At 70.6% G+C, this 15514-nt stretch carries 14 protein-coding genes and 2 pseudogenes; 9 read left to right on the top strand and 7 right to left on the bottom strand.

Going from position 1 to position 15514, the window contains the following annotated elements; genetic code table 11:
- Window positions 1–1150: 1150 nt before the first annotated feature.
- Window positions 1151–1565, top strand: a pseudogene (locus ACFY2B_RS11650) (transposase family protein); the annotation flags it as partial.
- Window positions 1566–1731: 166 nt separating this feature from the next.
- Here ACFY2B_RS11650 and ACFY2B_RS11645 read toward each other — a convergent pair.
- On the bottom strand, window positions 1732–4026 hold the full coding sequence (locus ACFY2B_RS11645) for a hypothetical protein (protein ID WP_390762949.1): 2295 nt from the start codon (window positions 4024–4026) through the stop codon (window positions 1732–1734).
- Between the two features lie 652 nt (window positions 4027–4678).
- On the opposite strand from ACFY2B_RS11645, the gene ACFY2B_RS11640 reads away from it, so the two are divergent.
- Window positions 4679–4912: a hypothetical protein gene (locus ACFY2B_RS11640; RefSeq protein ID WP_390762948.1), complete on the top strand. Its 234-nt coding sequence runs from the start codon at window positions 4679–4681 to the stop codon at window positions 4910–4912.
- Between the two features lie 49 nt (window positions 4913–4961).
- Here the strand turns inward: ACFY2B_RS11640 and ACFY2B_RS11635 are convergent, their stop codons facing one another.
- A complete protein-coding gene (locus tag ACFY2B_RS11635) occupies window positions 4962–5444 on the bottom strand; it encodes a hypothetical protein (RefSeq protein WP_390762947.1) in 483 nt (160 codons plus the stop codon).
- A 123-nt stretch (window positions 5445–5567) separates the two neighbouring features.
- Here ACFY2B_RS11635 and ACFY2B_RS11630 point away from each other — a divergent pair, with 123 nt between their 5' ends.
- Window positions 5568–5723 carry a hypothetical protein gene (locus ACFY2B_RS11630; RefSeq protein ID WP_390762946.1) on the top strand — a complete coding sequence of 52 codons (156 nt, stop codon included), beginning with the start codon at window positions 5568–5570 and terminating at the stop codon, window positions 5721–5723.
- On the opposite strand, the gene ACFY2B_RS11625 is transcribed toward ACFY2B_RS11630, so the two are convergent.
- The gene (locus tag ACFY2B_RS11625) at window positions 5703–6557 is read right to left on the bottom strand and encodes an alpha/beta fold hydrolase (protein WP_390762945.1); all 855 of its coding nucleotides are present in this window, start codon (window positions 6555–6557) and stop codon (window positions 5703–5705) included. The genes ACFY2B_RS11630 and ACFY2B_RS11625 overlap by 21 nt on opposite strands.
- 76 nt (window positions 6558–6633) lie before the next feature.
- Here ACFY2B_RS11625 and ACFY2B_RS11620 point away from each other — a divergent pair, with 76 nt between their 5' ends.
- Window positions 6634–7476 carry a helix-turn-helix domain-containing protein gene (locus tag ACFY2B_RS11620; RefSeq protein WP_390762944.1) on the top strand — a complete coding sequence of 281 codons (843 nt, stop codon included), beginning with the start codon at window positions 6634–6636 and terminating at the stop codon, window positions 7474–7476.
- A gap of 166 nt (window positions 7477–7642) precedes the next feature.
- On the opposite strand, the gene ACFY2B_RS11615 is transcribed toward ACFY2B_RS11620, so the two are convergent.
- Window positions 7643–8569 carry a LysR family transcriptional regulator gene (locus ACFY2B_RS11615; RefSeq protein ID WP_390762943.1) on the bottom strand — a complete coding sequence of 309 codons (927 nt, stop codon included), beginning with the start codon at window positions 8567–8569 and terminating at the stop codon, window positions 7643–7645.
- Window positions 8570–8690: 121 nt separating this feature from the next.
- Between ACFY2B_RS11615 and ACFY2B_RS11610 the strand changes: the two genes are divergently transcribed.
- The 3 genes and pseudogenes from ACFY2B_RS11610 to ACFY2B_RS11600 all read left to right on the top strand — a co-directional run bounded on the left by ACFY2B_RS11610 (window position 8691) and on the right by ACFY2B_RS11600 (window position 11125).
- Complete coding sequence (locus tag ACFY2B_RS11610; RefSeq protein ID WP_390762942.1) at window positions 8691–9566, top strand: dioxygenase; 876 nt, start codon at window positions 8691–8693, stop codon at window positions 9564–9566.
- Window positions 9567–9665: 99 nt separating this feature from the next.
- Window positions 9666–10121 (top strand): annotated as a pseudogene (locus ACFY2B_RS11605) (zinc-binding dehydrogenase); the annotation flags it as partial.
- 32 nt (window positions 10122–10153) lie between these two features.
- The gene (locus tag ACFY2B_RS11600) at window positions 10154–11125 is read left to right on the top strand and encodes an MBL fold metallo-hydrolase (RefSeq protein WP_390762941.1); all 972 of its coding nucleotides are present in this window, start codon (window positions 10154–10156) and stop codon (window positions 11123–11125) included.
- A 52-nt stretch (window positions 11126–11177) separates the two neighbouring features.
- Here the strand turns inward: ACFY2B_RS11600 and ACFY2B_RS11595 are convergent, their stop codons facing one another.
- On the bottom strand, window positions 11178–11483 hold the full coding sequence (locus ACFY2B_RS11595; RefSeq protein WP_390762940.1) for a hypothetical protein: 306 nt from the start codon (window positions 11481–11483) through the stop codon (window positions 11178–11180).
- Between ACFY2B_RS11595 and ACFY2B_RS11590 the strand changes: the two genes are divergently transcribed.
- Window positions 11482–11805: a hypothetical protein gene (locus ACFY2B_RS11590; protein WP_390762939.1), complete on the top strand. Its 324-nt coding sequence runs from the start codon at window positions 11482–11484 to the stop codon at window positions 11803–11805. The two genes, ACFY2B_RS11595 and ACFY2B_RS11590, sit on opposite strands and share 2 nt — an antisense overlap.
- A 28-nt stretch (window positions 11806–11833) precedes the next feature.
- Here the strand turns inward: ACFY2B_RS11590 and ACFY2B_RS11585 are convergent, their stop codons facing one another.
- Window positions 11834–12637, bottom strand: coding sequence for a VOC family protein (locus ACFY2B_RS11585; protein WP_390762938.1), 804 nt, complete (start codon window positions 12635–12637; stop codon window positions 11834–11836).
- A 324-nt stretch (window positions 12638–12961) separates the two neighbouring features.
- On the opposite strand from ACFY2B_RS11585, the gene ACFY2B_RS11580 reads away from it, so the two are divergent.
- Window positions 12962–13813, top strand: a complete 852-nt coding sequence (locus ACFY2B_RS11580) for a sulfurtransferase (protein ID WP_390762937.1) — start codon at window positions 12962–12964, stop codon at window positions 13811–13813.
- Between the two features lie 394 nt (window positions 13814–14207).
- On the opposite strand, the gene sepH is transcribed toward ACFY2B_RS11580, so the two are convergent.
- Window positions 14208–15239, bottom strand: coding sequence for a septation protein SepH (gene sepH / locus ACFY2B_RS11575; protein WP_390762936.1), 1032 nt, complete (start codon window positions 15237–15239; stop codon window positions 14208–14210).
- Between the last annotated feature and the right edge of the window lie 275 nt (window positions 15240–15514).

Here is a 15514-nt window from a genome sequence, read left to right as displayed (position 1 = left end):
CGCGGGCAGGCTGCGGTGCAGCGGCAAGACGAAGCGCCCCTCCGCGGTCACCCTCCGCGCGCTGGGCGAGGTTCCCACCGGCGGTCACTTCTACGAGGGCGAGGCGGTCAGGGCCCTCGCCCGGGCTGCTGCTTCAGGCCGAAGTTTCAGGGAACTGGCGTGCGGCCTAATGGAGTTGACTTCACGGGCCGATGGGATCTGGCCGAGTCCGCCCATGAGAGCATCCGGCACCTGTGGCGGCGCGCGACGGGTCGCTCCTCCCGCCACGAGGGACAGTGTGATGCCTCGTAATGCTTCCGACTTCTCAGCACCCACCGCGAGTTGCGTAGAGGAGACCGCCGAATGTGCGGAGCCGATCAGGTGCAGGTTCTCCGTTCGCGACGCCTGCCGATAACTGCCGGGCCCGTTGCCCTTGACGGCACCTTGGGCTTCCGTACGGCGGCGGCAGCACCTCGCAGACGGACGTCGCCCGCACATGGCGAATTCAGTGCCGCGGCGCGGGCGGCGGCGCTGTCGCCGGATGTGCTGCCGGTCACCGGCATGTGACCGCCGTCGGTGAGAAGCGCGTCGACTTGCTTGTCGGCCGCACTGGCCATGGAGGAGCGGGAGGATCTGGGCCGTGACCGTGGTCGGAGGTCCGAGTGCCAGGCAGGACTCGCAGGGCGGGGCGCGGGGTGAATGGCCGTGACGGGGCCCGCGTGGGCCGCTCAGCTGGACGTTATGGTGTCGTTGTCGCGCTTGGTCGCAGGTTTGAGTCCCCGGCGGGGCACCAGACAGATGGGAACCGTTGCGGGCGGTGGTTTCCGGGATCACGGATCACCGTGGAATCCACTCTGCACCTATGAAGAGGCTGTGCCGTTGGCCGTAGGTTCGAGTCCTGGGCAGGAGCCACAAAACATGGCTGGTCGGGCAAACGGCGCTGACCTGAACATGTGCGCCATAGTGGCGGTTAAGGGGCGGGCGCGGCTGGCGCCGCTCCAGCCGTGGACGGTCTCGGCGGCTCCGAAATCCGCGAGCGGGGCGACGGAGATACCGCGCGCGGTTGACGTGTTTCACGAGTTCGGTCGGGCATGACGAGACGCCGATGCGCCGGGGAGATGGTGGGGTGTACGGCGCATGCGGAGCGCGAGCCGTGCGGTTCCTCTCCGGTGGCCTGCTTGTGATCGCGCTCACCGACGACCGGGGCCGCCTGCTGTGGATCTCCGCGGCCCGGCCCGCGCGGACCTCGGAGATTACCGCCTGCCGACACGGCAAAACTCACCGCCCATCTCCGCGCGGCCGGCCTCGGAGCCATCGCCGACCTGGGCTTCGTCGGCCTCGACGACAGTGATCCCGACGCTGACCCGGCGGTGATCACCGGCTACAAGGCCGCCCGGAACCGGCTACTGACCCGTGGCCAGAAGCTGTCCGACAAGGCACTCGCCGCAGTGCGCGCCCCGGTCGAGCACGGCTTCGCGCACCTGAAGAACTGGCGCGTCCTGGGCAAGTCCGCACGGATCCGAGGTGGGCGACCGCGCTGGTACGGGCCCCTGCTGGTCCTTACGAACAAGGAAGTTGCCCGATGACGGACGATCTTGTCGCTGGACTACCGCCCCGGACCTGGCCGAGCGTCCCGACGCCTACGCATACCAGCCCGCCCGACCTGCCGTTTTCACGATGCACACGTCTCAGTCAAAACACTCGGGCCGACTTCACCACGGGAGGAGACCAATACGTCTCCTCCCAGGACTCTCACCGTGCTCTGCCAGGTGCGCTGTTGGCAGTGCCTGCCCGCGAGTGTTGGGATCCGCGGCTGCTGGAACTGCGGCGAGGGCCGGGGGCAGTTGCTGGGCGGGCAGCGGATCCGGCCGTTGCGATGTCGGGGAGGAAGCGGCGCGCAGCGGCACTGACATTCAGCATGCCCCAGCTGTCCGGGACCGTGCTGTGCAGCTCGACAGTCCGGTGCTGACGGGCTGTGGCCAGCTGGGCGGCCTGCCAGGCGGTCGGTGCGAACCCCGGGGGCGGACTGCCGGTCTGGGGAGGAACTGCGCGCAGTGCCATGGCGGTGAGCAGGGACTGTGTTTCTGCTCGGAAAACGCTGCGGGGCAGCTGATGGGAGGCGGCGCCGGTCACTTCGACGCGGTGTTGTCGTCCGCGGGCCTCGAAGGTGAGGCCGTAGCCGAGATACTGCTGTTCCTTGCTGAACATCAGATCTCCGGTGATCCGGCCACCGCAGGCTCGGGTCCAGTTCCCCAGTGCGGACGCGGCCTGCGGCAATGGTGCGGTCCGGCCCACGCAGCTGACGTACGCCTCAGCCTCTACGTTCCCCTCCCGGAAATGGATCTGCCCACGGGAGCCTGCCTTCATCTGCACTGCTCCCACCCGATTCGACGGGGCGACGTTGATAGCCAGGCGGCCGTCGCCGCCGTGTGCGGCGTCGAACAGCTTGCGTACTGCGTTGAACTGCACGTTCTCGAACAACACTTGAGGAATACGCGAACCGACGATGGTCACATGCGCGTGGGGATTGGCCTTGAGGATGATCTCGGCGTTGGCCGCGGCGTTGCCGCCGGAACCGGTGATGAGCCAGGTGTTGACGACGTTCGGGTCGAAGTGGTTGCGATTGTCAGCGATATCGTCGCCCAGCAGGACCCGCCCAGGAGCCTGCGCCCTGGCGTATTCCCACTCCGCGGTGGCGTCGAGAGTGCGCAGAGCGCCTTGTGCGTGCTTCTCCTCGCGGAGTGCGGTGAGGACGCCTCCGGCGCGCAGCATCCGCAGAGCGGCCTGCGCCGTGGTCGCCGAGGTCAGCCCGCGCACCGGACGGGAGGCGGGAAGGTGCTTGCGCAGGGCGTCCAGGGCTTCGGACAGTGTCTGAGCGCTGGAGTCGACACCCGGAATCACTTCGGGCGGCACTCCTGTGGCGACGGTCGGTGTGCCCTCGACCCTGATGCGGACGGGCTCGGAGCCGTCGGTGGGCTTGATCTGCGCGTAGAGGTGGCCGTCCTTGCCGGGGACAAGGCGGGCGTGACCGTCGACGACCGGGCCGCGGGCGGCCAGGGTGTCCTGCCACAGCTGTATGGCTCGCATCGGTACCCGGCTGGTGGGCTGGGCGAACTGGTGAGCGTGGCCGATGCCGGTAGCGGGTAGGGCTCGCACATGGTCGGCGGACTGGACGATGCCCTCGCCGGGATCCAGGTGCCAACGGCCGCGCGCATCAATGAGAAGTGTGTCGGAGGTCCGGCAGGTGAGGCTGGCCCCACCGCCGATGATCACCTGCCTGCTCGGCCATTCGCCTGTTCGGGCGATCTCGGCTCGCAGCTCGTCCAGGGTACGGTCACTGGCCCTGGTGCGCTGTTCGGCTGCCTGCCCCGCCGCTGCGGCGAGTTCCTCGCGGGGAATGGGCGAACCGTCCGGCCTGAATCCCGGCGTCGGCTGACTCGTGACAGCTCGCGGAACGCGCCGCGGTGCTGTCCGCGCGCGGGCATGGAAAGCCTGTACGGCACGGGTGTCGAAATTGCCCAGGCGCTCGATGGGGGCGGCCAGTTGCCGGACTGCGTTCTTCGCCGTCAGGGACAGGTGCCTATGGGCCGCCTTCCTGCGCAGGTCTGCGGCGGCCTGCTCCGCAGCGCGGTTCGCGGTTTCACGGATCGAGGCTTGAGGGCGAAGTCCCATATGGTCCATCAGGGCGATGAATTCGCTGCGTGCCTGAGTGTGCTGCCGGCTACCCAGGGCGCGGTCGTTCATACGGGCAGCGAGGTAATTGAGTTCTCCGACCCTGCCGAGATCCTCGTCCGAGAGCCCGCCCTCGCTCTCGGCTGCGCGGCCGCGCTTCAGGAAGTCCTGGTGGTGGGTGGTCCTCCCCGTGCGGGCCCGGTCCCGCACCGCGAGAGTCTCACCCAGCTCATGACTCAACGCCCGGCCGACCTGCCTCGGGTCCATGGAGTCGGACAGCTGCACGATGTGGTTGTCGGTCGTGGTGTTGACATACGTGCGGGCGACGGTACCCGACGGCAGAGGGACGGCGTCCACCCGAACCGTGAAGGTCATGCCCTGGCGGTCAGTAGCGGCGAAGTACCTCTCCTTGTCACCCTCCCGCAGGTCGACGGAGCGCAGTCGGTCCGCGTACACGCTCCGTACTACTGCCGGAAGGTCCGACTCCGCCTGGGCGATGATTGTGGCCTGCCGGGTTCGCGCATCCGCGGTGCGATCGGCGCCCCGGCCCGTGAACGCGGTGCCGACGACATCGGTGGCGGTGATGGCCGCCACCGTTCGGGGAGGCTCACCGGAATATTCACTTGCGGCCACGGCCAGATGTCTCCTTTGTCTCATCGCCGGTCACGCATCCGAGGTGGCTTATATCAGACGCAGCCGCACCTACAGTAGCTACTTGCCCCTGAAAACGGTGGCTTTTGCGAAGGGTTGACCTTTGGTGAGAGCCGGTGCGGACTTCTGGTGAGCCGGGACAGTTGATGCGGGTCATTGGCGGCCGGGGGTGGTGGCGGTGTTGCGGGTCTGGGAGTCCAGGACACATGGTGGGAGGTCCCCGGCCGGAGCGGGCACGGCAGTTACCGGCCGAGCCGGCTGCCTGCTGTGTCCTGACGCACGTTCTCTGGTCCTCCTCGCGTAGATGGCGAGGCGGGCAGGAAGTCGGTGTCTCCGCATGGCTGGGAGGCACGGGCTTCCACATGTGCGGAGGCGGGTGCCATCCGTTACGCCATCGCTTGCCGGTGAGAACAGCGGCACCTGGGGCTTCGTCGTGGCGGACGGAAAGAACGGTTCCGCCATGTCACGCGAGGCAAATTCGGATGACCGGATCGGGCTGTCCTTCAGAAGCGACGACAACCAGAACTTCTCCTGCTCCGTCGATCTGGCCATCATTCCGGTGGAACCTCGACTACGTCGTCGACCGGCACGGCAACGCGATCAGGGTTGAGCCGAACGCTCCCAGCGAATCACGCCGGGAGCGCTCAGGTCCGGCCGAATCAGAAGGCGTCGATCTGCCAGGCGATCACGCCACTTGATCCCTTGGTGCCGTTGACGTCGATGCGTATCGGCTTGTTCACCGTGATGCGCTGCTGAACCACCGACCGGTCGCACGGGACCGGTGTTTCCTCGCTCTCTGGCGTCACGGTGAGGTTCGCGCTGCCGCTGCCGAAGCAGACCAGGTTGAGCCGGTAGGTCCTGCCCTCGCTCAAGGTGGGTTCGGTGTGGATGCCGTCACTGACGCGTTCCGCGCCGGCTTCGACCATCTTCCCGTCCTGGACGGCGGCCAGAGCTGCCTGAGCCTGCTCGGTGAGCTTCTGCTCGGACGGACCGGCGGTCGTCCGGGACGCGCTCGGCACGGATGAGGGTGACGTCTTCGCCGACGTGTCGTCCTCGCTGCCTGATGTGCAGGCGGTGAGACACAGCAGCGACGCCGTGAGAGCGCATCCGACGAGTGAGGCTCGCGGGACCAAGTGGGTCATGATGGTGTTTCCTCATACTTCCGGCCGGTTTCGGGACGTGGGCAGCGTGCCGTTCCCCTGCCGATGTGTATGCCGACGTAGTCCTTTGCCTTTGGCTGAGCGGTACCACTTCCAGGACGCCTTGTGCCCCATGAACCGTACTTCAAGGGACCGTACTTGGTGCTGGTGCTGGTGCTGGTGCTGGTGCTGGTGCTGGTGCTGTGGGAGTACGTGTGGCCGGTGGTGACGGTCAGCTGGCGCCGATCTTGCTGCTGGCGGTCAACCTCGCCTTCGCGATGATTCCACTTGCGGTGAAGCCTCGGTGAAGGCCAGAAGCGGCGCGGCGGTCCGTGGCGGGTCCTCAAGGTTCGGTGAGTGGCCGATGCCGGGCAGCATCTTGACCGTCGCGCCCGGGACGGCGCGGTAGTCGGCCGCGGACGTGGGGCGCCACCTGCGGTCCTCCGCTCCGAAGAGCACCAGCAGCGGCTTGCCGAGCGGCGCCAGCCGTACCGGGAGCGACCGCTCGTCGAGAAACGCGCGGATCGTTCGTGACGTCGCGCCGAACACGTGGAAGTCGATGTCCCGGAACTGGTCCACGAAATCCTGGGGAATCGCGAAGCCCTCGTGGAATCCGTCGCTCACGGCCCGGCGAATCTGGTCGTCCGTCAGCTCCGTCCACGAGTCCGTCCGGAACGGGACCTCCTTCGCGATGTAGGCGGCCATGTCGGGGCCGGTGTCGATGAGCACGACGGCGGTCACGAGGTCGGGTCGTTGCTCGGTGAGGGCGGTGGCGAACACCCCGCCACTGGAGTGGCCGACGACGCCGGCCTGGTCGACGCCGAGCCGGTCCAGCGCTTCGCCGGCCCGGCGGGCCTGGTCGTCGACCGCGTAGCTCGCGCCGTCCGGTCTGCCTGACCGGCCGCACCCGAGCAGGTCGATCCGGATGACCCGGTGAGAGCCGGTCAGCAGCGGAACCATCGGCTCCCACGAGCGAGCCGACGCGCCGGTCCCGTGGATGAGCAGGAGTGCGGGGGCGCCGAGCGGGCCGTCCTGGCAGACGTGGATCTCACCGTCGGCCAGGGACAGGGTCGTTTCCTCGGCGGCGAGGTGTGACGTGTTCTCGGAAGCGGTCATGCGGGCAGTGTGGTCGGCGGTGCTGCCCGGTGGCTTGGAAAAATGTTCCGGCGACCGGCGTCCGTAACATGGAGGAATGGGGGCCGAAACGGACGATCTGCTGTGGGACATCGTCTGTCCCGCACGTCCCATCCGCATGCCTGGCGTCACCATGGCCGGGTTCCGTGACCGTGGCATCACCCCGCCCGGTCTCCGGCTCATCCCGCATCCGGCCGTCGCCCTGGTCCTGGTGTTCGGCGGCACGATCGTCGTGGAGGACACCACCGGTCGGCAGCAGCACGGCAGCTTCGTCACCGGGCTCGGGTTCGGCGAACGCCTGGCCGCGCTGCGGGTCGACGCCTTCGAGTGCCTACAGGTGCGCCTGTCGCCGGTGGTCGCGCACGCCGTCCTGGGCGGGGTCGTCGCCGACCTCGACACCACCGCGGTGACCCTCGACGACCTGTGGGGCCGGGAATCGGCGCGGATCAGTGAGCGACTGGGCGACCTTCCGTCCTGGGCGGACCGCTTCGCGTGGGTCGACGCGTGGCTCGCCCGTCGTTGTGCGGCGTCGTCGCGGGTGGCCCCGGAAGTGGCCTGGGCCTGGCGGCGGATCGACGCCAGCCGGGGCACGGTCCGGATCGAGCGCGTCGCGACCGAACTCGGCTGGAGCCGCAGACAGTTGTGGTCCCGGTTCCGGTCGCAGGTCGGTCTGTCGCCCAAGCGCGTCGCGAAGCTGGTCCGCTTCGACCACGCGGTCCACGGCCTGGTCGCGGGGCAGAACGCGGCGGGAGTCGCGGCCGACAGCGGCTACACCGACCAGTCGCATCTGCACCGGGACGTCATGGCGTACACCGGGTTGACTCCCGCGACCGTGGTCGACGAGCCGTTCCTCGCGGTCGACGACATCGCGTGGGGCTGGCCCGGACCGGCTCGGAAATAGAGCGCCGGCGTGGGCAGTCGCATCGTCCTGAGCCGCAGGCGCGCGGACACAGGTGGTGCCGCCCCGCGGTCCTGCCGTCCGTTCGCACCGTCCCTGACCATGGGTCTTGTCCGGCCAGGTGCGCCTCGTCGCCACGCCCTCCCGTCGGCCCACCGACACGGACTGCCTAGGAGTCGGCGCCCCCGTAGGAGGACAGTTCCTCCGCGGTCAGGAAGGGCCGGCACGCTTCGAGGAGGGTGTCGGCCATCGCCGTCGCCGCGGGTGTCGCGGGGAACTGGGCCTGGGTGGCGAGCGCCAGCGTCCAGGTGATGGTGGGGGTGACCGGAAGGGTCCGCAGATCCGGGTAGGTGCCGGCCGCCGTGGCGGGCATCAGGGTGACGCCGAGCCGGTTGCGGACGAGTCCTGCGGCGGTGTCGTAGTCGGCCACCTCGTAAGGAGCGTCGACGTCGATCCTGGCGGTGGTGAAGGCGTCGTCGGTCTGGCGGCGGATGCCCCAGCCCGCCGCGAATCGTACGACCGTCTCCCCGGCCAGGTCCGACACCTGGACCTGGCTGCGGGAGCCCAGCCGCTGATCGGGCCGGCACAGCAGGACCAGGGGTTCACGGGCGACCGGCCGCAGGGCGATCTGCGGTGGTGCCGTGGTGGCGGCGACCAGGGCGAGGTCCAGTGAACCGTCCGCGATGGCGGCCAGGTGCCCGGCGGTGCCGGCGACGCTCTGGTGCAGCCTGATCGAGACCAGCGGATATTCGGTGTGGAAGCGGCCGAGGGCGGCGGGCAGGTCGAGTGGCCCGGACGACATCAGCGTGCCCAGGTCGACGCTGCCGCTGAGGTGCTCGCGGAACTGGTCCACGGAGTTCTTCGCGCGCCGGGCCGCGGCGAGCGTCCCGCGTGCCTCGGTGAGGAACCGGGCGCCCGCCGGGGTCAGCGCGATGCGGTACCGCGAACGGTCGAGCAGCTGGATGTCGAGTTCGCGTTCGAGTTTGGCGACCGCCGTCGACACCGCCGACTGCACGACATGGACCCGCTCGGCGCCACGGGAGAAGCTGCGCTCCTCGGCGACGGCCACAAAGTACTCAAGCTGCCGTAGTTCCACCCACATATTATCTCACATCGAGATCGTCTCCATCGGGTCTTTTTGTTGGACGAGATATGTCTGCCGGGGTCATGCTTTTCGCCACAGGTCGAGAAGCAGATCCGCGTGAGGGAGACGAGCGATGGCGATCGATCTGACCGAGGAAACGATCACGGCCGCGGTGCAGGGGACCTTCGCCGGGGCGCGTGATGCGCGCCTGCGTGAACTCGTTGTCAGCCTGGTCCAGCACCTGCACGACGTCGCCCGCGAGACGCGCCTCACCAGCGAGGAATGGTTCACCGCGGTGGACTTCCTGGAACGGGTCGGCCACCTGTCGCCCCCCACCCGGCAGGAGTTCGTGCTGCTCTCGGACATCCTGGGACTGAGCGTGCTGGTCGACCAGATCAACCACGCACGCGGCTCGGCCACCGACTCCACCCTGCTCGGGCCCTTCTACGTGGAAGGCCGGCCCCGCGCCGAGAACGGCGCCGACATCTCCGGCGGCGTCACGGGCATGCCGCTGTTCTTCAGCGGTGGGGCCGTGGACCCCGAAGGACGGCCGGTGGCGGGTGCGTACGTGGACACCTGGCACAGCGACGGCGAAGGCTTCTACGACGTACAGCAGGCCGACAGGCTGAACGGCGAGACCGCCATGCGGGCGCTGCTGGCGACGGACGACGACGGCCGGTTCTGGTTCCGTTCGATCGTGCCGCGGTACTACCCGGTGCCCACCGACGGCCCCTGCGGCGAGATCCTCCGCGCCGCCGGCCGCTCCCCGATGCGGCCCGAGCACATCCACTTCTGGTTGCACGCGAAAGACCACGAGTCGCTGGTCACGATGCTGTTCCGGGGTGACGACCCCTATCTGGAACGGGACGCGGTGTTCGGCGCCAAGAGTTCGCTGGTCGCCGACTTCGTCCAGCACGACGCCGGGGAGACGGCGCCGGACGGGACCGTGATGTCCGAACCCTTCCAGACCGTCGAGTGGACCTTCGTCCTCGCCCCGGACCGCCGCTGACGCCGCGGAACCGGACTCCCCTGTCCAACACCCGTCCAGAAAGGACATCCGCGTGCGCGCGCTACGTTTCGACCGGTTCGGCGGTCCCGAAGTCCTGGGCGTCGCCGAACTGCCCGATCCGGGGCGGCGGAGATCATCGACGAGTTCGTCCCCTTCACCCCCGACCCGGCCGCACTGGCCGGCGAACTGCTGGCGCACACCGGACACCGGGGAGCCGAGGTCGTCTACGACGCCGTCGGCGGGATCACCACCGCCGCGGCCCTCGCCTCGCTGGCCCACCGGGGCAGGCTCGTGGTGATCAGCGCCGTCGGCACCCCGACGGTGGAGATCCACCTGCCGGACTTCTACCGCCGCGAGGCCCGCATGCTCGGTGCGGACAGCCGCAAGCTCGACGTCACCGAGTCGGCCGAACGGCTGGCCCTGCTCACCCCCTACTTCGAGCGCGGCGACTTCCGCCCGCTGCCGGTTACCCACCGGTTCGGCCTCGACGAGGGCCCCAAAGCCTATGCCGCGGTGGCGGACGGGGTCTCCGGCCGCGTCGTCGTCGTTCCCTGAGGCCGTCCGCAACCACCGAGGAAGGCGACACCATGACACGCTGCGCAGGCGCCCGTATCACCGTTCTCGACGAGAACTTCATCGACATCCTCCTGCCCTCGACCCCGGGCATCCGCCGCTACACCATGGACCAGCACTTCAACTCGCGCTACGGCGAACTGCTCGCCGAGAACGGGCTGTGCTTCCTCGTGGAGACGTTCACCGAAAGCGGTTCCAGCACGATCCTGTTCGACGCCGGGCTGACCTCCGAGGTGGTGCTGCACAACGCCCGGCACCTCGGCGTCGACCTGCACGAGGTGGAGGCGGTCGTCCTCAGCCACGGCCATCCCGACCACTTCGGCGGCATCAACGGAGTCCTCGGGGCGATCGGCCACCCGACCCCGGTCGTCGTCCATCCGGACGCGTTCGACCCGCGAATGATCGTCACACCGCACACCACCCTGCCGATGATCAATATCGGGCTGACACGGGAGGGAATCAGGGCATCGGGCGGTCAGCCGATGGAGGCCCGCGGCTCCGTCCCGCTCGGACCCGGCCTGCGCACCTCGGGCAAGATGCGGACCACCGCCGACTTCGAGTTCGAAGCCCCCGCCGGACGCCTGTGCGTCCACGCGGACGGCCGTGTGGAGGCCGACGACATCGAGGACCACCAGGTCCTCGGCATCGACGTCGAAGGCCACGGGCTGATCGTCATCGACCCGTGCGGGCACCGCGGCGTCGTCAGCTCGGTCGAACACATGCGGGCCCTCACCGGCACCGAGAAGGTCTACGGCGTGCTCGGCGGGTTCCACACCGGTCATCCCGGCATCAGCGCGGGCCGGATCGAGAACACGGCGAAGGCGCTCGCCGCCTACGAACCGCAGCTGATCGCCCCCATGCACTGCAGCGGATTCCCGCTCAAGAAGGCCGTCGCCGACCTCGCCCCGGAGGCGTTCGCCCTCATCACCGCGGGCACCGTGCTCACCATCGGCGACGTACCCGCCGACACCCGCACCTGGCAGTGACCCGCGGCCCTTCGAGCAACCGTACGGAGGTCAAAGGTGACAGACAGAACGCTCAGCAAGGGGGCATCGTCTGCACCGTCGCCCCCGGATCGGTGAACTCCCGCGCGGCGACGTGCTGGTGGAGGACGGCACGATCGTGGCCGTCGGTGAATACCTCCCCGTACCGGACGCACACGTCGTCGACGCCGACCGGCCGAACCTGTTGCCGGTGAACAACCTGTCGGCGGCCATCACCCTCGCCGACAACGAGAACGCCCACACCGTGCTGATCGCGGGCCGGGTGGTCAAACAGGGCGGACGGATCTCGGGACACGACCTGCCGGCCGTCCGCACCGGCCGCCTCACCGGCGGCGGCCATGCCGCCGCACGAGGCGCTCCGCGCCTGGACGCGCGGCTTCCTCGACCACGCCGGCCTCCGGCCCGGGATGGCCGACGCGCTGCGCACCGTCGTCGTCTTCGGCGTCCGCCCCTGCGCCAGCCGCGAGTTGCTGGTGACCGCCCTCACCTCGCTCGTGGCCGCCGCGACGGCGGACGGCACCGTACGGCCCGACACCCGCCCGACCGACCTGCTCGCCGCGCTCGTCGGCGTCGCCCTCGTCGCCGGCGATCCGGCCCGGCGCGAGCAGGCCGAACGCCTCCTCGCCCTGGTCCTGGGCGGCTGCGCGGCGGAACAGGGCTGAACCGGCGGGCGGGGCCGGCCGCCGGCGGTCAGCGCGGGCTCTGGATCACGGAGAAGACCGTGCCCTCCGGGTCCGTCACGGTCGCCACCCGCCCGTGCGCGCTGTCGTGGGCCGGCTTCAGGATCCCGCCGCCCAGGTCGACGACCTGGCGCAGCGTCGCGTCCGTGTCGCCGACCCCGAAGTACGTCAGCCAGTGCGGCCCGCGGGTGCGCGGAAGCCGCTGTCCCGCACCGTGCACGCCGGCCACCGGCCGGCCGTCGACGTGCAGGGTCACGTAGTCGAAGTCGGCGGACACCACCGGATCCTGCTCGTACCCGAACACCGACTCGTAGAACTTGACGACGCTCGCGGTCTCGAAGGTGACCAGTTCGTTCCAGGCCGGCGTGCCGGGTACCCCGGTGACCGCCGTACGGAGGCGGGCGGTGCCCTGGCAGACCCCGAAGACGGCTCCCGTGGGGTCGGAGGCGATCGCCATCCGCCCGGCCTCGTCCGCGTCCAGTGGACCGACCCCGACCGTGCCGCCGCACAGCCGTACCGTTTCCGCAGTCCGGTCCACGTCGTCGGAGGCCAGGTAGGGCGTCCAGGCAACGGACAGCCGCCGGTCGGGCGGCAACTGGCCGATGCCGGCCACCTCCTGCCCGTCGAGCAGGGCCCGCACGTTCGGGCCGAGTTGCAGCGGTCCGGGCTGGAACTCCCAGCCGAACAGCGCGCCGTAGAAATCCTCCGTCGCCGTCAGCGCGTGCACCATGAGACTCACCCAGCAGGGTGTGCCGGGCGCACGCCGGGCGTGCGCGCCGCCGGCCGAATCGGCCGACCCCCGTGACTCGGTCATCGTCACCCTCTCCCCGGCCCCCTGGCGGTGGCCGTGTCGCTTCCGCTCGGCGGAACCGGTGTGCCGCGGCGGCGTGCACGCACCGTGCCAGTGCTCACACCCTCCGTGCCTGCACGTGGCACGGCTGCGTCACCACCCGACGGCACACTGCCGGGAGAATGCCTGATCTGTCGTTTCCCGCCCGTTATCGAGTGTTTGCCGTCGGGTGTCCATCAGCTGTACAGCACGTGCCCGGTCCCGTACGCCTCGTGATCGAGCCTGTCCGGCGGAGCAGAGTAGCCGGACCTGGACGACGCGGCCACCCCTGGCGTATGGATGGGGGCCATGGAAGTCATCATCAGCGCATCCCGACTCGCCCACGACCTGACCGCGGACCGTCCGCCCGTGCTGCTCGACGTCCGCTGGCAGCTCAGCGTGCCCGGGGCGAACGGCGCGACGGCCTTCGACGGCCGGGCCGCATACGCGGCCGGGCACCTCCCCGGCGCGGTCTTCGTCGACCTCGACGAGGAACTGGCCGCGGCCCCGGGGGAACACGGCCGGCATCCGCTGCCCGACCTGGCCGAGTTCGGCGCCGCGATGCGCCGGGCGGGCGTGTCGGCCGACCGGCCGGTCGTGGTGTACGACGGCGGTCAGGGCTGGGCGGCGGCCCGTGCCTGGTGGCTGCTGCGCTGGACCGGGCACCCGGACGTGCGGGTCCTGGACGGCGGGCTGTCCGCCTGGGAGGGACCGCTGTCGGCCGACGTCCCCGAGCCGGCCGAGGGCGACTTCGAGCCGGTGCCGCGGCCGGCGGGGCTGCTGGACGCGGCCGGGGCCGCCGCGCTGGCCCGGTCCGGGGTGCTGCTCGACGCCCGCGCGGGGGAGCGGTACCGGGGCGACGTCGAGCCGATCGACCGGGTCGGCGGGCACATTCCGGGTGCCGTGTCCGCGCCGACCAGCGAGAACGTGGGGCCGGACGGCCGGTTCCGGCCCGCGGACGAGCTGACGGCGCGGTTCGCCGCGCTCGGTGTCTCGGCCGCGACACAGGTCGGCGTGTACTGCGGCTCGGGAGTCTCGGCGGCCCACCAGGCGCTGGCGCTCGCGGTCGCGGGGATCCCGGCGGAGCTGTACGTGGGGTCGTGGTCGGAGTGGTCGGCCGATCCGTCCCGGCCGGTCGCCGTGGGACCCGACCCGCAGTGACGACAGTGGAGGAGGCGGGGGGGGGGGGGCCCCCGCCCCCCCCCCCCCCCCCACGGCCCCCCCCCCGCCCAAAGGACGCCCCGTTACAGGGCCCACGCACCCCGGGGGGGGGGGGGTCCCCCCCCGCCCCCCCCCGGGGGGGGGGGGGGCGGGGGGGGGGCGGGGGGGGGGGCGGGGCCCCCCCGGGGGGGGGGGGGGGGGGGGGGGGGGGGGGCCCCCCCCCCCCCCCCCCCCCCCCCCCCCCACTACGGGCAGATCACTGACGGGCAGATCACTGGCACTGCTCCACGGGGTCGCGATGGGAACCCGCCGGGCCGCCACGGGTACGGGCCTCGGGCGGGACCGCTCCCGGTGGCTTCCGGCGTGCGCCCCGGACTGCTCCCGCTGCTCGGGGCTACTCCTGCTTCTTGCGCCGCGTGCCGAAGACGATCTCGTCCCAGCTGGGGACGGCCGCCCGGCGGCCCGGACGGACGCCGTCCGCCTCGGCCTGGCGGTCGGTGGCGCCGACCAGGCGGTCGCGGTGGCTGCCGACGGAGCGTGGCATGAGGACGTCCGCGTACGCGGAACCGGCCGAGGCCGCCGGGGCGGGGGGCTCCTCCGCCGCGGGTTCCGCGACGGGCTCCTCCTTGGGCTCCGCCGGGCGTTCGGGCACCACCATGTCGCCCCGGAAGCTCGGCACCGCCTCCAGCAGGCTGGTCAGCGAGTCGCGTTCGCTCGTGCTCTCCTCGGCCGGCTCGGGCGCCGGGGCCGGCAGACTCGGCCGTTCCCGGTCGTGGGAGCGGTCCAGCGCGCGCTCGCGCGGCAGCCGGGCGATACGCGGCACGAACGGAAAGCTCGGCTCCGGTACGGCGAGGTCGTCGGACTCGCCGATCAGCGAGCGCGCCTCCTCGTCGACGGCCTGCACGAGCCGCCGCGGCGGGTCGTACGTCCAGCTCGCGGAGTGCGGTTCACCCGCCACCCGGTAGACGAGCAGGACCTCCCAGGTGCCGTCGTCGCGACGCCACGAGTCCCACTGCACGGTGTCCTTCTCGGCGCCACGCAGCAGCAGCCGTTCCTGGACGGCCTCGCCGAGCAGCGGGCCGGAGTTCTCACCGGGGCGGCGTACCGAGGTCTTGCGGGCCCGCTCCGCCATGAAGGCGCGCTCCGCGAGCACGGGGCCCTCGAACCGACGTACGCGGTCGACCGGGATGCCGGCGAGTTGCGCGACCTCTTCCGCGGTCGCGCCGGCGCGTATCCGCGCCTGGATGTCACGGGGGCGGAGATGGCTCTCCACCTCGATCTCGATCTGGCCGAGCCGGGGGCGGTCGCCGCGCACCGCGGCGCGCAGCCGCTCGTCGATCGGAAGGGTGTATTCCGTGGAATCGGCAGCCTTGAGCACCAGCCGTGTGCCGTCATTCGAGACGGCCACGACACGCAGTTCGGGCATGGGAACCTCCCGGGTGGTGCCTGCCGACGTCACGTGCGTCGCTGCTTCCGCTAGTCGAGTGTGGCCTGCCCGGGTGCAGCCTGCCACAACCTTGCCGAGTTGCCCGGCGTGTCGGGCTGGGGCCCTGGATCGCCGTTATGGCACGGTTACCTGTTCGCAACGCTAAGTGACCAAAGTCGCCACCCTGCGCAACTAGCCCCCCTTCCAGCGGTCCAACAAGGCCCCGGGCACCCCGAAGGGCGACCGGACCCAGGGCTCGCCACAGTACTCCATTC

Origin of the sequence: Streptomyces sp. NPDC001270 (assembly GCF_042896695.1) — a bacterium.
Classification (GTDB): domain Bacteria; phylum Actinomycetota; class Actinomycetes; order Streptomycetales; family Streptomycetaceae; genus Streptomyces.
This window is presented reverse-complemented; position numbering and strand designations above follow the sequence as displayed.

Coding starts and splice junctions, on each gene's coding strand:
- ACFY2B_RS11645 (WP_390762949.1), bottom strand. CDS start 4,026: ATGACCTTCACGGTTCGGGTGGACGCCGTCCCTCTGCCGTCGGGTACC.
- ACFY2B_RS11635 (WP_390762947.1), bottom strand. CDS start 5,444: ATGACCCACTTGGTCCCGCGAGCCTCACTCGTCGGATGCGCTCTCACG.
- ACFY2B_RS11625 (WP_390762945.1), bottom strand. CDS start 6,557: ATGACCGCTTCCGAGAACACGTCACACCTCGCCGCCGAGGAAACGACC.
- ACFY2B_RS11620 (WP_390762944.1), top strand. CDS start 6,634: ATGGGGGCCGAAACGGACGATCTGCTGTGGGACATCGTCTGTCCCGCA.
- ACFY2B_RS11610 (WP_390762942.1), top strand. CDS start 8,691: ATGGCGATCGATCTGACCGAGGAAACGATCACGGCCGCGGTGCAGGGG.
- ACFY2B_RS11600 (WP_390762941.1), top strand. CDS start 10,154: ATGACACGCTGCGCAGGCGCCCGTATCACCGTTCTCGACGAGAACTTC.
- ACFY2B_RS11590 (WP_390762939.1), top strand. CDS start 11,482: ATGCCGCCGCACGAGGCGCTCCGCGCCTGGACGCGCGGCTTCCTCGAC.
- ACFY2B_RS11595 (WP_390762940.1), bottom strand. CDS start 11,483: ATGGCCGCCGCCGGTGAGGCGGCCGGTGCGGACGGCCGGCAGGTCGTG.
- ACFY2B_RS11585 (WP_390762938.1), bottom strand. CDS start 12,637: ATGACCGAGTCACGGGGGTCGGCCGATTCGGCCGGCGGCGCGCACGCC.
- ACFY2B_RS11580 (WP_390762937.1), top strand. CDS start 12,962: ATGGAAGTCATCATCAGCGCATCCCGACTCGCCCACGACCTGACCGCG.
- sepH (WP_390762936.1), bottom strand. CDS start 15,239: ATGCCCGAACTGCGTGTCGTGGCCGTCTCGAATGACGGCACACGGCTG.